Origin of the sequence: Pseudomonas extremaustralis (assembly GCF_900102035.1) — a bacterium.
In the GTDB taxonomy this organism is placed as follows: Bacteria; Pseudomonadota; Gammaproteobacteria; order Pseudomonadales; family Pseudomonadaceae; genus Aquipseudomonas; species Aquipseudomonas extremaustralis.
The window spans coordinates 4,258,243-4,280,817 of record NZ_LT629689.1 but is presented as its reverse complement, the minus strand read 5'-3'; the positions used below and the strand labels follow the sequence as shown (position 1 = coordinate 4,280,817).

The 22,575-nt window shown below is 62.0% G+C and carries 21 protein-coding genes; 13 read left to right on the top strand and 8 right to left on the bottom strand.

Annotation, left to right across the window (positions count from 1 at the left end; genetic code table 11):
• Positions 1 to 51 precede the first annotated feature (51 nt).
• A complete protein-coding gene (locus BLR63_RS19790; protein WP_010563349.1) occupies positions 52 to 942 on the bottom strand; it encodes a LysR family transcriptional regulator in 891 nt (296 codons plus the stop codon).
• A gap of 153 nt (positions 943 to 1,095) precedes the next feature.
• Here BLR63_RS19790 and amaB point away from each other — a divergent pair, with 153 nt between their 5' ends.
• From amaB to BLR63_RS19725, 11 genes are all read left to right on the top strand, one after another.
• Complete coding sequence (amaB, locus tag BLR63_RS19785) at positions 1,096 to 2,586, top strand: L-piperidine-6-carboxylate dehydrogenase (protein WP_010563350.1); 1,491 nt, start codon at positions 1,096 to 1,098, stop codon at positions 2,584 to 2,586.
• A 156-nt stretch (positions 2,587 to 2,742) separates the two neighbouring features.
• Positions 2,743 to 4,026, top strand: a complete 1,284-nt coding sequence (gene amaA / locus BLR63_RS19775) for an L-pipecolate oxidase (protein ID WP_010563351.1) — start codon at positions 2,743 to 2,745, stop codon at positions 4,024 to 4,026.
• Between the two features lie 374 nt (positions 4,027 to 4,400).
• Positions 4,401 to 5,537, top strand: coding sequence for a branched-chain amino acid ABC transporter substrate-binding protein (locus BLR63_RS19770; RefSeq protein ID WP_010563352.1), 1,137 nt, complete (start codon positions 4,401 to 4,403; stop codon positions 5,535 to 5,537).
• Between the two features lie 203 nt (positions 5,538 to 5,740).
• The gene (locus tag BLR63_RS19765) at positions 5,741 to 6,655 is read left to right on the top strand and encodes an ABC transporter permease subunit (protein ID WP_010563353.1); all 915 of its coding nucleotides are present in this window, start codon (positions 5,741 to 5,743) and stop codon (positions 6,653 to 6,655) included.
• Positions 6,656 to 6,657: 2 nt separating this feature from the next.
• The gene (gene livM, locus BLR63_RS19760) at positions 6,658 to 7,935 is read left to right on the top strand and encodes a high-affinity branched-chain amino acid ABC transporter permease LivM (RefSeq protein ID WP_010563354.1); all 1,278 of its coding nucleotides are present in this window, start codon (positions 6,658 to 6,660) and stop codon (positions 7,933 to 7,935) included.
• On the top strand, positions 7,932 to 8,807 hold the full coding sequence (locus BLR63_RS19755; protein WP_010563355.1) for an ABC transporter ATP-binding protein: 876 nt from the start codon (positions 7,932 to 7,934) through the stop codon (positions 8,805 to 8,807). Before livM ends, BLR63_RS19755 begins: the two co-directional genes overlap by 4 nt.
• Complete coding sequence (locus tag BLR63_RS19750) at positions 8,804 to 9,520, top strand: ABC transporter ATP-binding protein (RefSeq protein WP_010563356.1); 717 nt, start codon at positions 8,804 to 8,806, stop codon at positions 9,518 to 9,520. Before BLR63_RS19755 ends, BLR63_RS19750 begins: the two co-directional genes overlap by 4 nt.
• A gap of 740 nt (positions 9,521 to 10,260) precedes the next feature.
• Positions 10,261 to 11,292, top strand: coding sequence for an FtsH protease activity modulator HflK (hflK, locus tag BLR63_RS19740; RefSeq protein WP_010563357.1), 1,032 nt, complete (start codon positions 10,261 to 10,263; stop codon positions 11,290 to 11,292).
• Positions 11,289 to 12,170, top strand: coding sequence for a protease modulator HflC (gene hflC, locus BLR63_RS19735; protein WP_010563358.1), 882 nt, complete (start codon positions 11,289 to 11,291; stop codon positions 12,168 to 12,170). The genes hflK and hflC overlap by 4 nt, the downstream gene beginning before the upstream one ends.
• 24 nt (positions 12,171 to 12,194) lie before the next feature.
• On the top strand, positions 12,195 to 13,412 hold the full coding sequence (locus BLR63_RS19730) for a TerC family protein (RefSeq protein ID WP_010563359.1): 1,218 nt from the start codon (positions 12,195 to 12,197) through the stop codon (positions 13,410 to 13,412).
• 88 nt (positions 13,413 to 13,500) lie between these two features.
• A complete protein-coding gene (locus BLR63_RS19725) occupies positions 13,501 to 14,265 on the top strand; it encodes an SDR family oxidoreductase (protein WP_010563360.1) in 765 nt (254 codons plus the stop codon).
• A 120-nt stretch (positions 14,266 to 14,385) separates the two neighbouring features.
• On the opposite strand, the gene BLR63_RS19720 is transcribed toward BLR63_RS19725, so the two are convergent.
• From BLR63_RS19720 to ureE, 5 genes are all read right to left on the bottom strand, one after another.
• A complete protein-coding gene (locus BLR63_RS19720) occupies positions 14,386 to 15,507 on the bottom strand; it encodes an AGE family epimerase/isomerase (protein ID WP_010563361.1) in 1,122 nt (373 codons plus the stop codon).
• A 175-nt stretch (positions 15,508 to 15,682) separates the two neighbouring features.
• A complete protein-coding gene (locus BLR63_RS19715) occupies positions 15,683 to 16,255 on the bottom strand; it encodes a HupE/UreJ family protein (RefSeq protein ID WP_010563362.1) in 573 nt (190 codons plus the stop codon).
• Between the two features lie 22 nt (positions 16,256 to 16,277).
• Positions 16,278 to 16,892 (bottom strand): urease accessory protein UreG, encoded by a 615-nt coding sequence (gene ureG, locus BLR63_RS19710; RefSeq protein WP_010563363.1) that lies wholly within the window; start codon positions 16,890 to 16,892, stop codon positions 16,278 to 16,280.
• Between the two features lie 9 nt (positions 16,893 to 16,901).
• Complete coding sequence (locus BLR63_RS19705) at positions 16,902 to 17,576, bottom strand: urease accessory protein UreF (protein WP_010563364.1); 675 nt, start codon at positions 17,574 to 17,576, stop codon at positions 16,902 to 16,904.
• Positions 17,573 to 18,073 carry an urease accessory protein UreE gene (gene ureE / locus BLR63_RS19700; protein ID WP_010563365.1) on the bottom strand — a complete coding sequence of 167 codons (501 nt, stop codon included), beginning with the start codon at positions 18,071 to 18,073 and terminating at the stop codon, positions 17,573 to 17,575. The genes BLR63_RS19705 and ureE overlap by 4 nt, the downstream gene beginning before the upstream one ends.
• Before the next feature lie 278 nt (positions 18,074 to 18,351).
• On the opposite strand from ureE, the gene BLR63_RS19695 reads away from it, so the two are divergent.
• Positions 18,352 to 18,849 (top strand): C40 family peptidase, encoded by a 498-nt coding sequence (locus BLR63_RS19695; protein WP_042946507.1) that lies wholly within the window; start codon positions 18,352 to 18,354, stop codon positions 18,847 to 18,849.
• Positions 18,850 to 18,854: 5 nt separating this feature from the next.
• On the opposite strand, the gene BLR63_RS19690 is transcribed toward BLR63_RS19695, so the two are convergent.
• Both BLR63_RS19690 and BLR63_RS19685 read right to left on the bottom strand, forming a co-directional pair.
• Positions 18,855 to 19,487: a TetR family transcriptional regulator gene (locus tag BLR63_RS19690; protein WP_010563367.1), complete on the bottom strand. Its 633-nt coding sequence runs from the start codon at positions 19,485 to 19,487 to the stop codon at positions 18,855 to 18,857.
• Positions 19,488 to 19,648: 161 nt separating this feature from the next.
• A complete protein-coding gene (locus BLR63_RS19685) occupies positions 19,649 to 20,110 on the bottom strand; it encodes a hypothetical protein (protein WP_010563368.1) in 462 nt (153 codons plus the stop codon).
• A gap of 347 nt (positions 20,111 to 20,457) precedes the next feature.
• On the opposite strand from BLR63_RS19685, the gene BLR63_RS19680 reads away from it, so the two are divergent.
• Entirely contained in the window at positions 20,458 to 22,527 is a 2,070-nt protein-coding gene (locus BLR63_RS19680) for an AsmA family protein (RefSeq protein WP_010563369.1), read from the top strand.
• The last annotated feature ends 48 nt before the right edge of the window (positions 22,528 to 22,575 follow it).

Genomic DNA, 22,575 nt, shown 5'->3' with positions numbered 1-22,575 from the left:
CGCATTCCAAGTGTGAGAGGGGGCTTGCTCCCGATAGCGGTATTAAAGGCACTAAATGACTTGCTCCATCATCCACTTCACAAAATTGCGCACCTTGGGCACCTCCGCCGAATGCTCCGGGTAGGCCAGGTAATACGCATCCTGGCTTGGCATCGCATGCGGCCAGGGAATCACCAACTTACCTTCGGCCAACTCCTCTTCCACCAGAAAGCGCGGCAGCAAGGCCACGCCGCAGCCCACCTGCGCCGCGCGAATGCACATATAGAAGGTATCGAAACGCGGCCCGTGGTAGCTGTGCTCGGTGTGAAAGCCCTGGTCGGCGAACCAGTCATGCCAGCCCTGGGGGCGCGAGGCGTTTTGCAGCAGCACCAGGTCGCTCAGTTGCGTGGGGTCGGTGAACGGCTGCGCCGGCAGGCTTTCCGGGGCGCACACCGGGATCAGTTCTTCGCTGAACAGTTTCAGGCTCTCGGTGCCGGGCCGCGAGCCCTGGCCGAAGTAGAAGGCCATGTCGGCCTTGCCTTGCAGCAGTTCGTCGGGCTCCTGCTCGTTGCACAGGTCCAGGTGGATCTGCGGGTGACGCAAGCGCCAGCCCTTGAGGCGCGGCACCAGCCAGCGCGCGCCGAAGGTGTAGGGGGTGGACACACGCAACACTTCCGTCTCGCCGCCGTAGGAGCGCAGGTAGTGGGTGGACATCTCCACTTGCGTGAGGATCTTGCGCACTTCCACCAGGTACAGGTCGCCCGCCGGGGTCATCTGCAAGCGTCGGCGGACCCGGCGGAACAGCAGGTGTTGCAGCAATTCTTCCAACTGCGCCACCTGTTTGCTCACCGCGCTTTGCGTGAGATTCAGCTCTTCGGCGGCCCGGGTGAAGCTCAGGTGACGGGTGGCGGCTTCGAAACACTGCAGGGCAGTGATCGAGGGCAAATGTCTTTTGTTCAGCACGGCATGCCTCTTTTGCTGCTTTGCATGAATAAACGGAATGATATCTCGCCTAATCGTCGTTTGTTGGCAAGTCTTGGGCCAGCTACAAATAAGCCCTGGTTCGCCGTGCGTGTCACGGTGCGATTTTTTGTTCAAAGATTGAAGGAGTGACCCATGGTTGCCGCATTGCTTGATCGTCTCGGGGTAAACCCAGCGCTGTACCAGTCGGGTAAACAACCCGTGCATTCACCGATCGATGGCAGCCGGATCGGCAGTGTGCACTGGGAAGGTGCCGCCGAGGTCGAGCAGCAGGTCAGTCGTGCCGAGCATGCATTCGACGCCTGGCGCAAAGTCCCGGCACCGCGGCGCGGCGAACTGGTGCGCCAATTCGGCGATGTATTGCGCGAATACAAGGCTGACCTCGGTGAGCTGGTGTCCTGGGAAGCCGGCAAGATCACCCAGGAAGGCCTGGGCGAAGTGCAGGAAATGATCGACATCTGCGACTTCGCCGTCGGCCTGTCGCGCCAGCTGTACGGTTTGACCATCGCCTCCGAGCGTCCGGGCCACCATATGCGTGAAACCTGGCACCCGCTGGGCGTGGTTGGCGTGATCAGCGCCTTCAACTTCCCGGTGGCGGTGTGGGCGTGGAACACCACCCTGGCGCTGGTGTGCGGCAACGCCGTGATCTGGAAACCCTCGGAAAAGACCCCGCTCACTGCCCTGGCCTGCCAGGCGCTGTTCGAGCGCGTGCTGAAGAACTTCCACGACGCTCCCGAGTACCTCAGCCAAGTGATCATCGGCGGTCGCGACGCCGGCGCCGCGCTGGTGGACGACCCGCGCGTGGCCCTGATCAGCGCCACCGGCAGTACCCGCATGGGCCGCGAAGTGGCACCGAAAGTCGCCGCGCGCTTTGCCCGCAGCATCCTCGAGCTGGGCGGCAACAACGCGATGATCCTCGGCCCGAGCGCCGACCTGGACATGGCCGTGCGCGCCATCCTGTTCAGCGCCGTCGGCACCGCCGGCCAGCGTTGCACTACCCTGCGCCGCTTGATCGCCCATGAGTCGGTCAAGGAAGAAATCGTCACGCGCCTCAAGGCCGCCTATTCCAAGGTGCGCATCGGCCATCCGCTGGAAGGCAACCTGATCGGCCCGCTGATCGACAAGCATGGCTTCGACGCGATGCAGGATGCCCTTGAGCAAGCCTTGAGCGAAGGCGGCAAGGTGTTCGGCGGCACGCGCCAGCTGGAAGACAAGTTCCCGAATGCTTACTACGTGTCGCCGGCGATTGTGGAAATGCCGGAGCAAAGCGACGTGGTGTGCACCGAAACCTTCGCGCCGATTCTGTACGTGGTCGGCTACACCGACTTCGCCGAAGCCCTGCGCCTGAACAACGCCGTGCCCCAGGGCCTGTCGTCGTGCATCTTCACCACCGATGTGCGCGAAGCCGAGCAGTTCATGTCGGCGGTGGGCAGCGACTGCGGCATCGCCAACGTCAACATCGGCCCGAGCGGCGCGGAGATCGGCGGCGCGTTCGGCGGGGAGAAAGAGACCGGCGGCGGTCGTGAGTCGGGTTCGGATGCGTGGCGCGGGTACATGCGCCGGCAGACCAACACCGTGAACTACTCGTTGGAACTGCCGCTGGCCCAGGGCATTACCTTCGACTAAGTCCTGTAGGAGCGAGCTTGCTCGCGAAGATCGCCAACGACAACGCGGGCATCCTGAATGAGCGCGTTGTCCTCGGTTTTTTCGCGAGCAAGCTCGCTCCTACAGTGAGGGTGTTGAGCATGAAAATGGTTTGTTAGGTCTCATCGGAGTCTGGCAATGGCACTACGCGAAACATGTTTGTGGGAACACCTCACCCCCAGCCGGCCGGATCGTGCCGCGCTCAAGGGTGAGGTCAAGGTGGATGTGTGTGTGATCGGTGCCGGTATCACCGGTTTGTCGGCGGCCATTCATTTGCTGGAACAGGGTAAAAGCGTCGCCGTGCTGGAGGCCCATCGCACCGGTCATGGCGGTTCGGGGCGCAATGTCGGGTTGGTCAACGCCGGCCTGTGGATTCCTCCGGATGACATCGAAGCCGGTTTCGGCAAGGCGGTGGGCAGCCAGCTCAACCGCATGTTGGGCGCGGCACCGTCGTTGGTGTTCAGCCTGGTGGACAAATACAACATCGATTGCCAATTGCGCCGCGAGGGCACTTTGCACATGGCGCACAACGCCCGTGGCGAGGCGGATCTGCGCAGTCGTGAAGAACAATGGAAGCGCCGTGGCGCGCCGGTCGAATTGCTCACCGGGCAGGCGTGCGAGCAGGCCACGGGGACGAAAAAGATCGCTGCCGCCTTGCTGGACCGGCGCGCAGGCACCCTGAACCCGATGGCCTATACCAGTGGCTTGGCCACTGCGGCGGCGGGGCTGGGTGGGCAGTTGTTCGACCATTCCCCGGTGACCCAGGTGGAACGCCAAGGTGCGAAATGGTCGGTGCAGACCGCCAATGGTGCGGTGCAGGCTGCACAAGTGGTGATCGCCTCCAATGCCTACACCGAAGGTGAGTGGACCGAACTGCGCCGCAGTTTTTTCCCCGGCTATTACTACCAGGTCGCGTCCGTACCGCTGAGCGATGACGCGTCCAGGCAAATCCTCCCCGGCGGCCAGGGCTCATGGGACACGCGCCAGGTCTTGAGCAGCATCCGCCGCGACGCCGATGGTCGCCTGTTGCTCGGCAGCCTGGGCAACGGCAACCAGAAACCGGCGTGGTTTCTCAAGGCGTGGGCCGATCGGGTGCAGCAGCACTACTTCCCGTACCTCAAATCGGTGCAATGGGAATACACCTGGACCGGCTGCATCGCCTTTACCCCGGATCACCTGATGCGCCTGTTCGAACCGGCGCCCGGTCTGGTCGCCGTCACCGGCTATAACGGGCGGGGCGTGACCACCGGCAGCGTGGTCGGCAAGGCGTTTGCCGACTATTTGTGTCACCAGAATCCCCAGGCATTGCCGATTCCGTTCGCACCGATGCAGCCGTTGGCCGGGGTGGGCCTGCGCAGCTGTCTTTATGAGGCGGGATTTTCGCTGTATCACGCCGGGCAATGCCTGCGGATCGTGATCTGATCAGCGAAATACCCTTCAGAAGCCTGCACTTTCTTCGCAGGCTACTAATCTGTATTGGTGCAAGTTGTAGCAATCACGCACTGTAAATGTGCAGTTCCGTTACGCGCGCTGTTACAGGTGTAGGAACTGTCGTTTATGTGCCTGGTTGCAGGTGTCACCTGCCAAGGTTGTACTTTTTGCCTGCATTGGTTGCACCTCTTGGAGTCAGGGGGTTGCACGTACTGGCCGATGGAGCCGAAACGCCTGTAATAACAATGACGCCGTGTCTTTTTGAAGAATAAAAAAGTAATGGCACGCCGCTTGCTCTGAGCTTTCAGTGAAAAGTTTGAACGCAAGTTGTTGTGCCAAAAATCAAAAACATCGGAGCACCACTCATGTCCCAGACGTTTTACAAGAAAGGTTTTCTGGCCCTCGCCGTTGCAGCGGCACTGGGTGTTTCTGCGTTTGTTCAAGCTGATGTGAAGATCGGCGTAGCGGGGCCGATGACGGGCGCCAACGCGGCTTTCGGTGAGCAGTACATGAAAGGCGCCCAGGCGGCAGCCGATGTGATCAACAAGGCTGGCGGCATCAACGGCGAGAAAATCGTGCTGGTGGCTGGCGACGACGCCTGCGAACCCAAGCAAGCCGTGGCCGTGGCCAACCGCCTGGCGGACCAGGACAAAGTGATCGGCGTGGTCGGGCACTTCTGCTCGTCGAACACCATCCCGGCGTCCGAGGTGTATGACGAAGCCGGCATCATCGCCATCACCCCAGGTTCCACCAACCCCCAAGTGACCGAGCGCGGCCTGGGTGCCATGTTTCGCATGTGCGGGCGTGACGACCAGCAGGGCATCGTCGCCGGCGACTACATCGTCGATGTGCTCAAAGGCAAGAAAGTCGCGGTCATCAACGACAAAGACACCTACGGCAAAGGCCTGGCGGACGCTACTTCCGCCCAGTTGAAAAAGCGCGGCGTCACCCCCGTGCTGGAAGAAGGCCTGACCCGCGGCGAGAAAGATTTCAGCGCCCTGGTCACCAAGATCCGCTCCCTCGGTGCTGACGTCGTGTACTTCGGCGGCCTGCATCCGGAGGCCGGTCCCCTGGTCCGCCAGATCCGTGAAGCGGGCATGAAAGACGTCAAGTTCATGTCCGATGACGGCGTGGTCACTGACGAGCTGGCGAAAACCGCCGGTGGCAATCAGTACGTCGATGGCGTGTACATGACCTTCGGCGCCGACCCGCGCCTGCTGCCAGACAGCAAGGCGGTGGTGGATGCGTTCCGCAAAGCGGGCTACGAGCCGGAAGGCTACACCCTGTATGCCTACGCTTCGGTCCAGGCCCTGGCCGCCGGCTTCAACGGTGCCAAGTCCAACAAGGGCGAAGACGCCGCCAAGTGGCTCAAGGCTCACCCGGTCCAGACCGTAATGGGCAAGAAAGAATGGGATGGCAAGGGCGACCTGAAAATCTCCGACTACGTGGTCTACCAGTGGGATAAAGACGGCAAATACCACCAGTTGGAAAAGCAGAAGTAATCCGAACTGACTGCGGCCCCTGTAGGAGCGAGCTTGCTCGCGAAGAACGTTAACGGTGGCGCGGGCATCCTGAATGTCCGCGTCGTTCTCGGATTTTTCGCGAGCAAGCTCGCTCCTACACGGGGTGTCGCTAAGCCCCTGTTTTCCTCCAGAAGAACCGCGCACCCACCGGTGCGCAGGTTCTCACCGCGTGAGATTGCGTTATGGATGGTATTTTCCTGCAGCAACTGGTCAACGGCCTGACCCTCGGGTCGGTCTATGGCCTGATCGCCATCGGCTACACAATGGTCTACGGCATCATTGGCATGATCAACTTCGCCCACGGCGAGGTTTACATGATTTCCGCTTACCTCGCGGCAATCAGTCTGGCTCTGCTGGCTTACTTCGGCATCGAATCCTTTCCGCTGCTCATTCTCGGCACCCTGATCTTCACCGTGGTCGTCACCGGCGTGTACGGTTGGGTCATCGAACGGGTTGCCTACAAACCGCTGCGCAACTCCACCCGATTGGCACCGCTGATCAGCGCCATCGGTATCTCCCTGATCCTGCAGAACTACGCGCAGATCGCCCAGGGTGCCAAGCAACAAGGTATTCCGACCCTGCTGGCCGGGGCCTGGCGTGTCGATTTCGGCAGCGGGTTCGTCCAGCTCACTTACACCAAGGTGTTCATCCTCGTGGCGGCGTTCGCCGGCATGGCGTTGCTCACCTACATCATCAAGTACACCAAGCTCGGCCGCATGTGCCGCGCCACCCAGCAAGACCGCAAGATGGCCTCGATCCTGGGGATCAACACCGACCGCGTGATTTCCTACGTGTTTGTCATCGGTGCCGCCATGGCGGCCCTGGCCGGCGTGCTGATCACCCTCAACTACGGCACCTTCGACTTCTATGCCGGCTTCATCATCGGCATCAAGGCGTTTACCGCAGCGGTACTCGGCGGCATCGGTTCCCTGCCTGGGGCGATGCTGGGCGGGATCATCCTCGGTATCTCCGAGTCGCTGTTCTCAGGGTTGATCAACTCTGACTACAAAGACGTGTTCAGTTTCTCCCTGCTGGTGGTGATTCTGATTTTCCGTCCTCAGGGCCTGCTAGGTCGTCCACTTGTGGCGAAGGTGTAAACATGTCTGCTGCCAAACCCATCGATATCAAGAAAAGTGTGGTCGATACGGTCCTCGCCGGGCTGATTTCCCTGATCGTGTTCGGTCCGATCGTCGGCGTGGTCCTCGACGGCTACAGCTTCAACCTGGAACCGGCCCGCGTCGGCTTGCTGGTCGCCATTGTGATGGCCGGGCGCTTTGCCCTGAGCCTGTTCCTGCAAACCCCCAAGGGCCTGAAGGTTCTGCAAGGCTTCGAGAGCAGTGGTTCGGGGGTGCATGTGCTGCCGCCGGACTACAAGTCGCGGCTGCGCTGGATCATCCCGGCCCTGATCGTGATCGCCATCGTGTTCCCGATCTTCGCCAACAAGTACCTGCTGACCGTGGTGATCCTCGGGCTGATCTACGTGTTGCTGGGCCTGGGCCTGAACATCGTGGTGGGCCTGGCCGGCCTGCTCGACCTCGGTTACGTGGCGTTCTACGCCATCGGTGCCTACGGCCTGGCGCTGGGCTATCAATACCTCGGCCTGGGTTTCTGGACCGTACTGCCTCTGGCGGCCATCGCGGCGGCTTTGGCGGGGTGTATCCTCGGGTTCCCGGTGCTGCGCATGCACGGCGACTACCTGGCCATCGTGACCTTAGGCTTCGGTGAAATCATTCGCCTGGTGCTCAACAACTGGCTGTCGTTCACCGGCGGCCCGAACGGCATGCCGGTGCCTTCGCCGACGTTTCTCGGCCTGGAGTTCGGCAAGCGCGCGAAGGATGGCGGGATTCCGTTCCATGAGTTCTTCGGCATCGATTACAACCCCAACATCAAGTTCATGTTCATCTACATCGTGCTGTTCCTAGTGGTGCTGGCCGTGCTGTACATCAAGCATCGCCTGACCCGCATGCCGGTCGGCCGCGCCTGGGAAGCCTTGCGCGAAGATGAGATCGCCTGCCGTTCCATGGGCCTTAACCATGTGCTGGTCAAGCTCTCGGCGTTCACCATCGGCGCTTCCACTGCCGGTCTGGCGGGCGTGTTCTTTGCCAGTTACCAGGGCTTCGTCAACCCGTCGTCGTTCACCTTCTTCGAGTCGGCGCTGATCCTGGCCATCGTGGTGCTGGGCGGCATGGGCTCGACGGTGGGCGTGGTGATCGCGGCGTTCGTATTGACCGTCGCGCCGGAACTGCTGCGCAGCTTCTCCGAATACCGCGTGCTGCTGTTTGGCGTGTTGATGGTGGTGATGATGATCTGGCGACCGCGCGGCCTGATCCGCATCAGCCGTACCGGTGTGACCCCACGTAAAGGAGTGGCGCCATGAGCAAGGAAGTCGTCCTGTCCGTGGAACATTTGATGATGCACTTCGGTGGCATCAAGGCCTTGAGCGATGTGAGCCTCAAGGTCGAACGCAACTCGATCTTCGCCCTGATCGGCCCTAACGGCGCCGGCAAGACCACGGTGTTCAACTGCCTCACCGGCTTCTACAAAGCCAGTGGCGGCAAGATCGAACTCAACGTGCGCGGCAAGCAGACCAACGTGATCCAACTGCTTGGCGAGCGTTTCCAGGCCATCGACTTCGTGTCGCCCAAAAGCTTCCTCAGCCGGGTGTACTACAAGATGTTCGGTGGCACCCACCTGGTGAACCGCGCCGGGCTGGCGCGCACGTTCCAGAACATTCGTTTGTTCAAGGAAATGTCGGTGCTGGAAAACCTGCTGGTGGCCCAGCACATGTGGGTCAACCGCAACATGCTGGCGGGCATCCTCAACACCAAGGGCTATCGCAAGGCTGAAAGCGACGCCCTCGACCACGCCTTCTACTGGCTGGAAGTGGTCGACCTGGTCGACTGCGCCAACCGCCTGGCCGGCGAACTCTCCTACGGCCAGCAGCGCCGCCTGGAAATCGCCCGCGCCATGTGCACCCGGCCGCAGATCATCTGCCTGGACGAACCGGCAGCCGGTCTCAACCCCCAGGAAACCGAAGCCCTCAGCGCGATGATTCGCCTGCTGCGCGACGAACACGACATCACGGTGGTGCTGATCGAACACGACATGGGCATGGTGATGAGTATTTCCGACCACATCGTGGTGCTCGACCACGGCAATGTGATCGCCGAGGGTGGCCCCGACGCGATCCGCAACGACCCGAAAGTGATTGCCGCCTACCTGGGCGCGGACGAAGAGGAGCTGGTATGAGTGCACCTATCCTCGAAATGAAGGACCTGGACGTGTTTTACGGCCCGATCCAGGCCCTGAAGAAAGTCTCGCTCTACATCAACGAAGGCGAAACCGTCAGCCTGATCGGCTCCAACGGCGCGGGCAAGTCCACGCTGCTGATGTCGATCTTCGGCCAGCCACGGGCCGAGTCGGGGCTGATTCTCTACAACGGCGTCGACATCACCCGAAAGTCGTCCCACTACATCGCCTCCAACGGCATTGCGCAGTCGCCGGAAGGGCGGCGGGTGTTCCCCGACATGACCGTCGAGGAAAACCTGCTGATGGGCACCATCCCCATCGGCGACAAGTTCGCCCATGAAGACATGCAGCGCATGTTCGAGCTGTTCCCACGGCTCAAGGAGCGACGTAACCAGCGCGCCATGACCATGTCCGGCGGCGAGCAGCAAATGCTCGCCATCGCCCGTGCGCTGATGAGCCGCCCCAAGTTGCTGCTGCTGGACGAACCGAGCCTGGGCCTGGCGCCGATCGTGGTGAAGCAGATCTTCGCGACCCTGCGCGAGCTGGCGGCCACCGGGATGACCATCTTCCTGGTGGAACAGAACGCCAACCACGCCTTGCGCTTGTCGGACCGCGCCTATGTGATGGTCAACGGCGAGATTCGCCTGACCGGTACCGGTAAGGAATTGCTGGTCAACGAAGAGGTGCGTAACGCGTATTTGGGCGGACATTAAAAACCCCGTGGCGCACATGAAAGAACGCCCTGACTTGCTCCAAGTCAGGGCGTTTTTTTATGCCGGGCGCCTAATCTCGAAATTGTGGAAAACAATTCTGAGACTTGTTAAAGCGCGGCATAAAGACGCTGCAAACACTTGTTTTGTCATGATTTTGACTTGTCCCCGTTTGCTGTGGAGCGGCCTGTGGGTAACGTGGGAGTAGCTGGCTGCAGGCCTTTGATTACGTGGCTTACAGGCAGTTGATCGGTTTTTGAGCAGGGTGGTTTTCGTCTGGTGTGGAAGGTTTTGTCAACCTGTTTATCGAAACAGGAATATGACAAAAGCAAGTCAGGCCAGCCTGTGGATAAGTCTGTGATTAAACTCTGGAAAGACGCCGGCAGGCAGCGGAATTACTGGCCTGGAGCCATCCCTTTACGCGCCTCGAATGTGCAGGATTGCGCCAGGGCTACATAAGCGCAGGGGGCGGGTCAAGCAAAAAACTTCTTTTGCCGCGCTGCAGGCCATGTGGATAGCGGCTTGAGCCGTTTTTGACTTGCCCCCAGAGACTGTGGACCGGCCTGTGGATAAGGTGCGGGTAGCTGGCTGTAAGGTACGGCTGGCAAGGCTTGGACGCCGCTGAGTGTTTTTTGTACAACGGCCTTGGCCCAATCCCCGCGACGTGGGGCATGGCGCCAGGTAATCTGCGCGTCTTCGCGCCCGCTGGAAGGCGTCTGTCGTTTGACGACTGGAGCAATTGCATGACCGATAGTCCCACTGTTATTCCTGCCGAGCCTGGCCCGGCGCGGCCGCTGCGCGAGCGAATCCGCTACAACCTGGCCCTGCTCGACCTGCGCGGGCGCGGCCTTGCGTTGATCGGCGGGCTGTTGCTGCTGGCCTGGCTCAGTTCGGGTATCTACAAGGTGCAGCCCGACGAGCAAGGCGTTGTGCTGCGCTTTGGCCGGTGGCAGCAGACCGCCGAATCGGGATTGCACTATCACTTGCCCTATCCGATCGAAACGGTCCTGCTGCCGCGCATCACTCAGGTCAATCAACTGCAATTGGGCAGCGGTGCCAGTGGCGTGGCTTCGGCCAGTAACGGCGCTCGGGACAAGCAAATGCTGACCGGCGACGAGAATATCGTCGAAGCCGATTGCACGGTGTTCTGGCGGATCAAGGACGCGCGTTTCTATCTGTTCAAGATCAGCGACCCGGAACGCTCGGTGAAACTCGCCGCCGAGAGCGCCCTGCGGGAAGTCATCGGACGGACGCCGATCCAGTCGGTGATGTCGGACAAACGTGCGCAGATTGCCGATGAAACCCGCGACCTGCTCCAGCAATTGCTGGATCACGAGCAGGCCGGAATCCTGATCACCCAAGTGCAATTGCAGCGGGTCGATCCGCCGCCCCAGGTGATCGACGCGTTCAACGATGTGCAGCGCGCCCGTGCCGACCAGGAACGGGCCCGCAACGAAGCCGAAGCCTATGCCAATGATGTGATCCCGCGAGCCCGTGGCGATGCAGCGCGCATTACCCAGGACGCCGAAGCCTACAAAGCCCAGGTGGGCAACCTCGCCGACGGTGAGGCCAAGCGTTTCCTGTCGGTCTACAACAGCTACGTTCAATCCAAGGACGTGACTGCATGGCGCTTGTACATGGAGAGCATGGACGAAGTGCTGAAGAAGGCATCCAAGGTCATCATCGATTCCTCAGGCAAAGGCATGTCGGGTGTGGTGCCTTATATGCCGCTGAGCGAACAGGGCAAACCCGTGCAGAAGGACACCCGACCATGATGGGCAAACTCAAATGGCTGGCGGTGGTGCTTGCCGTAGCGGCGCTGTGGGCACTGGCGTCCTCGGCCTATGTGGTGGATGAATCGCAGCAGGCGCTGATTATCCGCTTCGGTGCGCCGATGGGCGTGGCCGGCGAGCCGGGCCTGAAATTCAAGGTGCCGTTCAGCGACTCGGTGGTGTTCTATGACAGCCGCCTGCAAACCCTGTTGTCCCCTGCCGAGCAGGTGATCCTGGGCGACCAGAAGCGTATTGAAGTGGAGACGTTCACACGCTTTCGTATCAGCGACCCCCTGCGGTTCTACCAAGCGGTGGGCACCCTTGATCAAGCCAACGCGCAGTTGACGCAAATGGTCAGCTCGTCGGTGCGCCGCGAGTTGGGCGAGATCGCCCTGCGCTCGTTGTTGTCACCGGCGCGCCGGGACGAAGTGGCGATCATCGAGAAAGACGTTGCCGAGAAGGCCCGGTCCCTGGGGATCGAGATTACGGAGGTGCGCCTGCACCGGGCGGATCTGCCATTCGAAGCCAGCCAGGCGATTTACGATCGGATGAAGTCCGAGCGCCAGCGCGAAGCCAAGGAACTGCGTGCCCAGGGCTTCGAGTGGGCGCAGCAGATCCAGGCCAAAGCCGACCGCGACCGTACCGTGCTGCTGTCCGAAGTCCAGCGCCAGGCAGCGATCACCCACGGTGAAGCAGACGCCGATGCCAACCAGATTCTGTCGGCGGCCTTCAGCAAGGACCCCGCGTTCTACAAGTTGTACCGCGCGTTGCAGACCTACCGTCAGGCACTGGCTGAAAGCCAACCGATGCTAGTCCTGACACCGGACGCTGACTTCCTCAAACAATTTAAAACCGGGCCTGCGGCTGCCAGTGGGAAATGACGGTCTCTTTCAGGAATATCCCCGATGTTATTTGAAGGTGCGCTGCACGGACTGAGCATGGTCTTCCAGGTGTTTGTCTTGGACTTGATCCTGTCTGGCGACAATGCGCTGGTCATTGCCCTGGCCTGTCGCGGCTTGCCGGCGCAGCAAGTGCGGCAGGCGGTGATGATCGGTACCAGTGGGGCGATCATCTTGCGCGTGCTGTTGACGACTCTGGCCGGCTGGTTGCTGTTGGTGCCATGGCTCAAGTTGGCCGGGGCGCTGTTCTTGGTGGTGATTGCGATTCGTTTGCTCAGCGAGGAAGAAGCCGTCGAGGACGGCCAGCCACCGGCTGTTTCGTCGATGACCCTGGGCGGGGCGGTGCTGACGGTGTTGAGCGCCGACCTGATCATGAGCCTGGATAACGTGGTGGGACTGGCTGCCGTGGCGCAGGGCAGCGTGTTCTATCTGGTGCTGGGCCTGCTATTGAGTGTGCCGTTGTTGATGTTCGGCAGTGTATGGGTCAGTGGCCTGCTGCAACGCTATCGGATCTTGGTGTCGGTGGGCGGTGCTTTGCTGGGGTACATCGCCGGCGACATCGCGGTATCCGATCCGGTGATGGTGGGATGGGTCAACAGCCAGTCGCCCGCGCTGAACCAGGTCGTGCCGTTGCTGTGCGCGGTGTTTGTGCTGGTCCAGTCACGGATCATCCAGCGTCAACGTCTGCGCCTGCCACGGCCGGCACCTCGCGTGCGCGCGCCGGTGCAAGTGCAGGTGCCGATGATTGAACCGATGCCGATGCCGATGCCAGCGCGGGTGTCGGCGCCGCAAGGGGAACCGCTCGCTGCGCCGCCTGTGGAGGCGCCGACGGAGGTTCGCAACGACAAGCGCCCCTATGGGGGGCTGATCCGCGTGCTTGCCGGGATCGTCGTCATTCTGTTGGCCAGCGGGTTGCTATACAGCCTGGTGGGCGGCTTGTCCGCGCGGCTGATGCCCGCTCCACAGAAGGACAACGTCTACCTGTGTACCGGCGCCAGCACCTCGCTGTACTTCCGGCCGGGTGGCAGCGCGATACGCTTGGTATTCGGTGGCGGTGAAGCGAAAGGCTACGTGAACTACAAGAAGATTCTCTGGGAAAACCCCCAAAGTGCCGAGCGCGACTTGCACCTGAGCCTGCCGGACGAAATCGAAAAAACCAGCGCCACGGTGGTGACCTTGAACGGCGGAAGCTTCGCGCAGATACCTTGTACCTTGAGCCGATAGACGGCGCGGTTGCCGCTGCGCATCAAGCCGGGCATGCTGCTCACGGTTTTTTTATCTGTGCCTACAGCGGCCCTTCAAGGAGAGCAAAATGACATCCACTCTGTTTATCACCGGCGCCACATCCGGATTTGGCGAAGCCTGCGCCCGTCGTTTTGCCGAGGCCGGCTGGAAACTGGTGCTCACCGGTCGTCGCGCCGAGCGCTTGAATGCGCTGGTCGAGGAGCTTTCCAAGCAAACCGAAGTACACGGCCTGGTGGTGGATGTGCGTGACCGCAAGGGCATGGAAGAGGCCATCGCCAACCTGCCGCCGTCGTTCGCCACCTTGCGCGGCCTGATCAACAACGCCGGCCTGGCCGTGGGCACCGACCCGGCGCCCAAGTGCAACCTCGACGATTGGGAAACCATGGTCGACACCAACATCAAGGGCCTGCTGACCACCACCAGCCTGCTGCTGCCGCGCCTGATCGCCCATGGCCGTGGCGCCGGGATCATCAACCTCGGTTCCATCGCCGGCAGCTACCCGTATCCGGGCAGCCACGTGTATGGCGGCTCCAAGGCGTTCGTCAAACAGTTCTCCCTGAACCTGCGCTGCGACCTGCAAGGCACTGGCGTGCGCGTGACCAACATCGAGCCGGGGCTGTGCGAAAGCGAGTTCTCCCTGGTGCGCTTCGGCGGTGACCAGGCGCGCTACGACGCCACCTATGCCGGCGCCGAGCCGATCCAGCCGCAGGACATCGCCGACACCATCTTCTGGGTGCTCAACACCCCGGCGCACGTCAACATCAACCGCCTGGAACTGATGCCGGTGAGCCAGAGCTGGGCCGGTTTTGCGATTGAGCGCGGGGCCAAGTAAGGCGTTAGACCGAGTTGCCAGCATCGGGAGCAAGCCCCCTCCCACCTTTGAATGGGGGCACAGATCAAAATCTGTGAACCCGTTCGAGTGTGGGGCTTGCTGCCGATGAGGCCCTGAAGGTCAGCCGAGGGCCTTGACCAACCCCTGATAACAGGTCGCCAAGTGATACGGCGTGGTCGACGGCATATCCCGGCGGCTCACGTCGCCGTTGGCGTCCAGGCATTCGTTCCAGCCTTTGGCATGCAGGAAGTGCTGTTGCAGCGCGAGTAACTGGCGTTGCAGCAGCGCTTCGCTGCCGGGGCGCAAGGTCAGTGCCCGCAGGTACTCGGCCTGGGCCCAGATGCGCTGGGTGCCGTCACGCACGCTGCCGTCCACGGCCAGCATGCCGCTGACCGCGCCGCTGAGGTTATCCACACCCTTCTGCTCGGCGTAGGCAAAGGCCCGCGTCAGAGAGGCGTGCAGCGGCGTGTCGCGCAGGATGGGCGAGGATTCGAGCAAAAAGAACCATTCGAACTGGTGCCCCGGCTCAAACCAGTTATCCACAGCGCCCAGCGGTTTTTCCATCATCACCCCGTGCTGGCGGTCGATGAAGCGCTGCTGCATGGCCGTCGCCAGGCTCAGCAGGGCGGTTTGCACGGCGGCGTCCGCGCGCACCGCGAGGGTGGCGAGGAACGCTTCGGCCAGGTGCATCAACGGGTTTTGCAGCGGGCCGGACTGGAGGGACGACCAGTCGCGCTCCAGTACGGCTTCGTACAGGCCGTCACCGTTGGCGAAGCGTTTTGCAACCACTTCAAGGGCTGCATTGAGCACCGATTCCACCAGCGGCTCGCGCACCTTGGCCCAGTAATGGGCGCAGGCAAAGATGATGAAGGCGTGGGTGTAGAGGTCTTTGCGCGGGTCCAGCGGTTGGCCGGCGGGGTCGATGCTGTAGAACCAGCCGCCGTGCTCGGCGTCGTGGAAATGCCGTTGCAGCGAGCGGAACAGCGCGGCCGCGCGTTCTTCGGCAAACGCAGCGTCGGGCTTGCCGATCAGGCTCGCGAACAGATAGAGCTGCCGGGCGCAGGCCATGGCGCGGTAGCGTTGCGGGGGTAAAGGCTTGTGATCGGCGTCCAGCGCCTCATAGGGCAGCGCCAGCTCGGCGTTCCAGCCCGGGCCCTGCCACAGCGGCACGATCAGGTCATGGAAGTGCGTAAGCACGGCATTCAACGAAGGCTGGGAGGTGGAGCTTGGAGCGATGGGCATCGGCTGGCGTCGTCACGGCAGGGGTGTAGGCGCGCATGGTAGCAGGCTTGGGATCGGTGGTGTCTGTGCGGCCGCTATCGCGAGCAAGCCCGCTGCCACATTAGACCGTGTTCTATTTCTGGAATCCGGTCGAGTGTGGGGTTTGCTCGCGAAGAGGCCCTGATAGCGCGGCAAGTCAGCCCGCCAGCAACCAGACCCCCGTCGCCGCCGACGCTGCCCCGGCAATCCGCACCAGCGGTGCCGCCGCAGCCGGCAGCCCGCGCACCAGCGCATAACCGGCGGCATGCAACGCGGCGGTCGCAGCGACAAACCCGGCGGCATACGCCCAGGGGCCCGACATTGCCGGCAGCTCCAGGCCATGGGCCACGCCGTGGAACAGCGCAAACACCGCCGTCGCCCCCACGGCGACAAACAGCGGCGGACGCACCGCCAGCGCCACCGCCAGGCCCAGGGCCAGCACCGAAGCGGCAATCCCGCTTTCCAGCGCCGGTAAGCCCAGGCCTTCAAAACCCAGCACGCCGCCCAGCAGCATGGTGCCCACGAAGGTGCACGGCAGCGCCCAACGGGCCGCGCCTTTTTGCTGGGCCGCCCACAGGCCGACCGCGACCATGGCCAGCAGGTGATCGAGGCCACCCAACGGATGGCTGACTCCGGCCATCCAGCCGTTGTCGCCGTGGCCGGGGTGAGCGAAGGCCAGGGCCGGTGCGAGCAGCAGGGCAGCGGCGCCGAAGAGTTTTTTCAGGCTCATGGACAGGTTCCTTTTGGTGTGATCAGGCGGCGGTCAGCAGCCCTTGGCGTTCGATAAAGGCGACGATTTCATCCAGGCCGACGCCAGTTTTCTGGTTACTGAATACAAAGGGCTTACCGTTGCGCATGCGCTGGGTGTCGCTGTTCATCAGCTCCAGCGACGCGCCCACCATGGGCGCCAGGTCAATCTTGTTGATCACCAGCAAGTCGGATTTGCAGATGCCCGGGCCGCCCTTGCGCGGCAGTTTATCGCCGGCGGATACATCGATCACGTAGATGGTCAGGTCCGATAGCTCCGGGCTGAAGGTGGCCGACAGGTTATCGCCACCGGACTCCACCAGGATCAAGTCGAGGCCGGGGAAGCGCCGGTTGAGTTGGTCCACGGCTTCGAGGTTGATCGACGCGTCTTCACGGATCGCCGTGTGCGGGCAGCCACCGGTTTCGACGCCGATGATGCGCTCCGGCGCCAGGGCCTGGTTGCGCACCAGGAAGTCGGCGTCTTCGCGGGTATAGATGTCGTTGGTGACGACCGCCAGGTTATAGCGATCGCGCAGCGCCAGGCACAGGGCCAGGGTCAGGGCGGTTTTGCCGGAGCCCACCGGGCCACCGATGCCGACGCGCAGGGGTTGTGTGTTCATGTGCTTCTCCTAGGAACGGAACAGGCGGCTGTACTGGCGCTCATGGGCCATGCATGCCAGGGACAGGCCGAACGCGGCGCTGCCGAAAGAGTGAGGGGCGAGGCGGCTGGCGTCCTGCTGGGCTTGTTGCAGCAGCGGTAGCAGCTCGCTGGTCAGGCGCTGGGCGGCCTGCTGGCCCAGGGGCAGGGTTTTCATCAGCACGGCCAATTGGTTTTCCAGCCAGCTCCACAGCCAGGCGGCGAGGGCGTCGTCGGCGCTGATCTGCCAGGCGCGTGCGGCCAGCGCCCAGCCCAAGGCCAGATGCGGCTCTGCTTGTTGTGCGAGAAAACCTCGGGCCGCGTCGTCCAGTTCCGGCAGACCGTTGAGCAGTTGTTGTAGCGAGTAACCCATCTGCCGGCTCTCCTGATACAGCTCGCGGGTTTCGCGGCTGGCGCGGTGCTCTGCGCACAACTGCGTCAGGCGCGGCCAATCCTGCTCGGCAGCCGCACGGCAATGGGCGAGCAACAGTGGCGCCTCGAAGCGCGCCAGGTTGAGCAGCAATTGATCGCCGATCCAGCGTCGCGCGCCGTCTGCGTCATTGACGCGGCCGTTCTCCACCGCCATTTCCAGGCCCTGGGAATAGCTGTAGCCGCCAATCGGCAATTGCGGACTGGCCAGACGCAGCAGCGCCCAGGCTGGGTTCATGGACGCACGCCGAACTGGTGCAGCTTGGGCGGGTAGTTGAAATCTTCATCGCCGTGACGCGAATGATGGTGGCCGCCGCCATAGGCGCCGTGTTCCGGCTGGAACGGCGCCTCGAGGGTCTCGGTGCGGGCGCCCAATTGTTCAAGCATGGCCTTGAGTACGTAGTCATCGAGCAGGCGCAACCAGCCATCGCCGACTTGCAGCGCCACATGGCGGTTGCCCAGGTGATAGGCGGCGCGGGTCAGTTCATAGGCGCTGGTGCAGGTGACGTGCAACAGCTGTTCAGGACGGGCGCACACACGTACGACACGTCCGTCTTCGGCCTGTAGGCATTCGCCATCGTGCAGTGGCGGTTGGCCGCGCTCCAAAAACAGGCCGACGTCTTCACCCTCGGCACTGAAACAGCGCAGGCGGCTCTTGCTGCGGGCTTCGAAGTTCAGCAGCAACTCGGCGTCCCAGAGGGCTTGGGGGGCGATTCGGCGGTGGATCACCAGCATCAGGAAGCTTCCGGCTATGAGCGATGCAAGAGTTAGAGCAAGGGCCTTGCCAACCCGACCAGAAGAGTAGGAATTGCCTGTCAGCAGGAGCGACAACGCCACTAAATAGGGCGTAGGAAAATTCTGTTCAAGCACCAACATGGTGCGTCGCTGGTGTTGGTGCACTCGCCGTGGGCGTTTTCGGATTTGTCCTACGCATGTTCAGGAACTGACGCTCAAAACATTACCTGCTACGTCATTAGGCTATGCGCCGTGTTTATTTCACTGCGACGTTCATCATGTTCAAGTCATTTTTTTGTTTAGTCATTGTCAGCCTGGCATTCGCCATTTCGTCGGCCTCGGCCAACTTGCGGCCCTTTCCTTCCATCGCGGCGTCCCTGAAGGAAACGTCCATCGACGACGTAGTCGACCGCGCCCATGAATTATTGGGCACGCCTTACAAATGGGGCGGCAACTCGGTGGAGCAGGGGTTCGATTGCAGCAGTTTCCTGGTCTACCTCTTCAAGACCCAGGCCAATATCCAGATTCCGCGTACCACGGCGGCGATGCACCGCTCCACGGCCCCGACGGTCTCGCGCAGTGCTTTGAAACCGGGGGATGCAGTGTTTTTCAAAGGCAATGGTCGCGGCCAGGTCAGCCATGTGGGCCTGTATATCGGTGAGGGCAAATTCATTCACTCGCCGCGTACCGGCAAGAACGTGCGCATCGATTCCCTGAGCAACCGTTACTGGAACAAGCACTACACCACGGCCAAGCGCTTCCACGCGGCGGGTTGACCGGCTTACTCGGTGCTGCCCAGGCCTTGCCAATGCTTGAGGCCGATAAAGATAAAGCGCAACTGCTGGGTGATTTTCGCCTGAGGCGTGAGGTGGGGCGGCAGGGCCTGGGCGGGTGGGTCAATGATGTCGGGGAGCGTGGCGAACACGCTTTTGACGATCAGGTCGGCCATGACGTGCAGACCCTCGGCATCCAGATGCTGCAGTTTGGGCATGAACGTCAGGTCGGCCGCCAGGTCACGGGTGATGTCTTCGCGCAACGCGCCGATGGCTTGGCGCACCGCCAGGCAGCCGCCGTACTGCTCGCGGGCCAGGAACAGGAATTGCGAACGGTTGGCCGAGACCACATCGAGAAAGATCCGCACCGAAGCGTCGATAATGCCGCCCATCACAAACTCATTGTGGCGAACCAGGCGGATCGTAGCGCGGAAGGTCTGGCCCACTTCACTCACCAGCACGAGTCCAAGCTGGTCCATGTCGGCAAAATGGCGATAGAAACCGGTGGGCACGATACCGGCCGTCCTGGCCACTTCGCGCAGGCTCAGGCTGCCAAACCCTCGGCCACACTCCATCAGATGGCGGGCTGCGTCCATCAGGGCGAGTCGGGTCTGTTGCTTCTGTTCGGCGCGGGGCAGCATCGGCGGGCGGGCTTTGTCGACAAGTACAGCGACGCACTCTAGCAAAACAGTTCTGTTGGCGTCGAACTTGGCGCTGGGGTGCAGGGACGGCGTGGGACAAACGCTACAAAAAAGCAAAAGCCCGATCGGCGGATCGGGCTTTTTTCTGGGCCACCACAGGCTTAGCTCTGTGCTTCGTGCAGTTCTTGCAGACGGTCTGCACCGCCTTCTGCAACACCGTCGGCATACGCGCGTTTGTTGGCTTGTTCAGCGCCGCCTTCAGCCAGACCTTTTTGTTGCAGACGATCAGCACCGCCTTCGGCAACACCTTCGGTGTAGGCACGTTTGTTGGCTTGTTCAGCACCGCCTTCAGCCAGGCCTTTGTGTTGCAGACGTTCAGCACCGCCTTCGGCAACGCCTTCGGTATAGGCACGTTTGTTGGCTTGCTCCGAACCGTTTTCAGCTACACCGCCTTTGGCGTAGTCACGGTTCTCTTGTTCTTGCGAACCGCTGCGAGCCAGGGTCTGGTTGAAGTGAACGGCATCAGCCTTGACCTGTGGAATCGCTTGTTCGGCGGCTGGCAGGGCAAAGGCACTGGAAGCCATGATGGACAAGAGGACGGTAGCAAGTACTTGGCGTTTCATGATCGGTTGCTCCTTGGGAGGGCGATTAAGTGGGTACGGAGCTAATGCTACTCTTGATAAGTCGATATAAAAGTTCATAAACACAATGGTAATAATCAACAGAATTGATTGTTCCCGCGAGGCCTTCTAGACCGGGCCTCTCAGGCACGCGGTTTTGCACCGTGGTGGGTATTTTCGACACGAACCTGGGTAACGATGGTGCGTTATCGATGATTGAAACCTGTTCGATCGATCAGAAAAATGGCTTTTTACGCCTAAATCGGCGATCGGGTTAAACCCCCGGCCGGTTTGCCAGTCGTAGCCTTATGAGCTGTAGTCCGGCTGTCCGTATCAAGGAGTTCTGTGCAATGACGCGCACGCGCAAAATCGTGGTTTGGAGCTGTGCCAGCTTCGTTCTATCCATCGCTGTGGTGGTGCTGGTGCTGGTGTTCTTCGACTGGAACCGCATCAAACCGACCCTCAATGCCAAGGTTTCCGAAGAACTCCATCGCCCGTTCGCCATCAATGGCAACCTGGCCGTGGTGTGGGCGCGCGAGCCCGATGAAGGCGGCTGGCGCGCCTGGGTGCCGTGGCCCCATGTGATTGCCGAAGACCTGACCCTGGGCAACCCCGACTGGTCGAAACAAGCGCAGATGGTCACCCTGAAAAAAGTCGAGCTGCGAATTTCGCCCCTGGCCTTGCTGGTGCAGCGCGTGGTGATCCCGCGTATCGACCTCACCGAGCCCAGCGCCGAGTTGCAGCGCCTGGCTGACGGCCGCGCCAACTGGACCTTCACCTTCGACCCCAAGGACCCGAATGCCCAACCGTCCAATTGGGCGGTGGACATCGGCGCCATCGGCTTCGACAAAGGCCACGTGAGCCTTGACGACCAAACCCTCAAGACCCGTCTGGACGTGATCATCGACCCCCTGGGCAAACCGATTCCCTTCGGCGAAATCGTCGGCGATGCCGATGCGAAGAAGGCCCTGGAAAAAGGCTCCGCCCCCCAGGACTACGCGTTCGGCCTCACCGTCAAAGGCCAGTACCACGGCCAGTCACTCGACGGCAGCGGCAAGATCGGCGGCCTGCTGGCCCTGCGGGATGCGGCCAAGCCGTTCCCGCTACAGGCCCAGGTCAAGATCGCCGACACCCGCATCGCCCTGGCCGGCACTCTCACCGACCCGCTGAACCTCGGCGCCCTGGACCTGCGGCTGAAGCTGTCCGGCAGCAGCCTGGGCAACCTCTACCCGTTGACCGGCGTGACCCTGCCGGATTCGCCGGCCTATTCCACCGACGGCCACTTGATCGCCAAGCTCCACGAGGCCAGCGGCGCGTCGTTTCGCTATGAAGGCTTCAACGGCAAGATCGGCGACAGCGATATCCACGGCGACCTCGCCTACGTCGCCAGCCAACTGCGGCCCAAGCTCAGCGGCACGCTGCTCTCCAATCAATTGCTGATGACCGACCTCGCACCGCTGATCGGCGCCGACTCCAATGCCAAACAAAAGGCCCGTGGCGGCGCGAGCAAACAACCGGCGACCAAGGTGCTGCCGGTGGAAGCGTTCCGCACCGAACGCTGGCGCGAGATGGACGCGGATGTGGAGTTCACCGGCAAACGCATCGTCCACAGTGCCGACCTGCCGTTCAACGACCTCTATACCCACCTGGTCCTCACCGACGGCGAACTGAGCCTGGAGCCCCTGCGTTTCGGCGTGGCCGGCGGCAAGCTCGATGCGCAGATCCGCCTCAACGGCCGCATCACCCCCATGGACGGCCGCGCCCGGCTGACCGCGCGCAACTTCAAGCTCAAGCAGTTGTTCCCGACTTTCGAGCCGATGAAAACCAGCTTCGGCGAACTCAACGGCGACGCGGACATCACCGGGCGTGGCAACTCGGTGGCGGCGCTGCTGGGCAGTGCCAATGGCGATCTGAAGATGCTCATCAACGATGGCGCCATCAGCCGCGGCCTGATGGAGATCGCCGGGCTCAACGTGGGCAACTACGTGGTGGGGCGCCTGTTTGGCGACAAGGAAGTGAAGATCAACTGCGCGGCCGCCGACTTCGGCATCAAGACGGGCCTGGCGACCACGCGCTTGTTTGTGTTCGATACCGAGAACGCCATCATCTACATCGATGGCACCGCGAACATGGCCACCGAACAACTGGACCTGACGATCACCCCGGAATCCAAGGGCTTTCGCCTGTTCTCGTTGCGTTCGCCGCTGTACGTCAACGGCCCGTTCATCAAGCCCAATGCCGGCGTGAAAGCCATCCCCCTGGCCCTGCGCGGCGCTGGCATGGTCGCACTGGGCGTCATCGCCGGCCCGGCCGCCGGCTTGCTGGCGCTGGTGGCGCCGAGCGGCGATGCGCCGAACCAGTGCGCGCCGTTGCTGCAACAAATGAAGGAAGGCAAGGCGCCGAAGACGGTCAAAGGTTAACCGAGGGCGTGTGAGTGCACATGTGGGAGGGAGCAAGCCCCCTCCCAC

Bases quoted from the DNA above. Each gene is read 5' to 3' on its own strand.
- BLR63_RS19720 (WP_010563361.1), bottom strand. From the start codon at position 15,507: ATGCCCATCGCTCCAAGCTCCACCTCCCAGCCTTCGTTGAATGCCGTG.
- BLR63_RS19750 (WP_010563356.1), top strand. From the start codon at position 8,804: ATGAGTGCACCTATCCTCGAAATGAAGGACCTGGACGTGTTTTACGGC.
- hflC (WP_010563358.1), top strand. From the start codon at position 11,289: ATGATGGGCAAACTCAAATGGCTGGCGGTGGTGCTTGCCGTAGCGGCG.
- BLR63_RS19715 (WP_010563362.1), bottom strand. From the start codon at position 16,255: ATGAGCCTGAAAAAACTCTTCGGCGCCGCTGCCCTGCTGCTCGCACCG.
- ureG (WP_010563363.1), bottom strand. From the start codon at position 16,892: ATGAACACACAACCCCTGCGCGTCGGCATCGGTGGCCCGGTGGGCTCC.
- ureE (WP_010563365.1), bottom strand. From the start codon at position 18,073: ATGCTGGTGATCCACCGCCGAATCGCCCCCCAAGCCCTCTGGGACGCC.
- amaA (WP_010563351.1), top strand. From the start codon at position 2,743: ATGGCACTACGCGAAACATGTTTGTGGGAACACCTCACCCCCAGCCGG.
- hflK (WP_010563357.1), top strand. From the start codon at position 10,261: ATGACCGATAGTCCCACTGTTATTCCTGCCGAGCCTGGCCCGGCGCGG.
- BLR63_RS19755 (WP_010563355.1), top strand. From the start codon at position 7,932: ATGAGCAAGGAAGTCGTCCTGTCCGTGGAACATTTGATGATGCACTTC.
- BLR63_RS19680 (WP_010563369.1), top strand. From the start codon at position 20,458: ATGACGCGCACGCGCAAAATCGTGGTTTGGAGCTGTGCCAGCTTCGTT.
- BLR63_RS19705 (WP_010563364.1), bottom strand. From the start codon at position 17,576: ATGAACCCAGCCTGGGCGCTGCTGCGTCTGGCCAGTCCGCAATTGCCG.
- BLR63_RS19725 (WP_010563360.1), top strand. From the start codon at position 13,501: ATGACATCCACTCTGTTTATCACCGGCGCCACATCCGGATTTGGCGAA.
- BLR63_RS19770 (WP_010563352.1), top strand. From the start codon at position 4,401: ATGTCCCAGACGTTTTACAAGAAAGGTTTTCTGGCCCTCGCCGTTGCA.
- BLR63_RS19695 (WP_042946507.1), top strand. From the start codon at position 18,352: ATGTTCAAGTCATTTTTTTGTTTAGTCATTGTCAGCCTGGCATTCGCC.
- amaB (WP_010563350.1), top strand. From the start codon at position 1,096: ATGGTTGCCGCATTGCTTGATCGTCTCGGGGTAAACCCAGCGCTGTAC.
- BLR63_RS19765 (WP_010563353.1), top strand. From the start codon at position 5,741: ATGGATGGTATTTTCCTGCAGCAACTGGTCAACGGCCTGACCCTCGGG.
- BLR63_RS19690 (WP_010563367.1), bottom strand. From the start codon at position 19,487: ATGCTGCCCCGCGCCGAACAGAAGCAACAGACCCGACTCGCCCTGATG.
- BLR63_RS19730 (WP_010563359.1), top strand. From the start codon at position 12,195: ATGTTATTTGAAGGTGCGCTGCACGGACTGAGCATGGTCTTCCAGGTG.
- BLR63_RS19685 (WP_010563368.1), bottom strand. From the start codon at position 20,110: ATGAAACGCCAAGTACTTGCTACCGTCCTCTTGTCCATCATGGCTTCC.
- livM (WP_010563354.1), top strand. From the start codon at position 6,658: ATGTCTGCTGCCAAACCCATCGATATCAAGAAAAGTGTGGTCGATACG.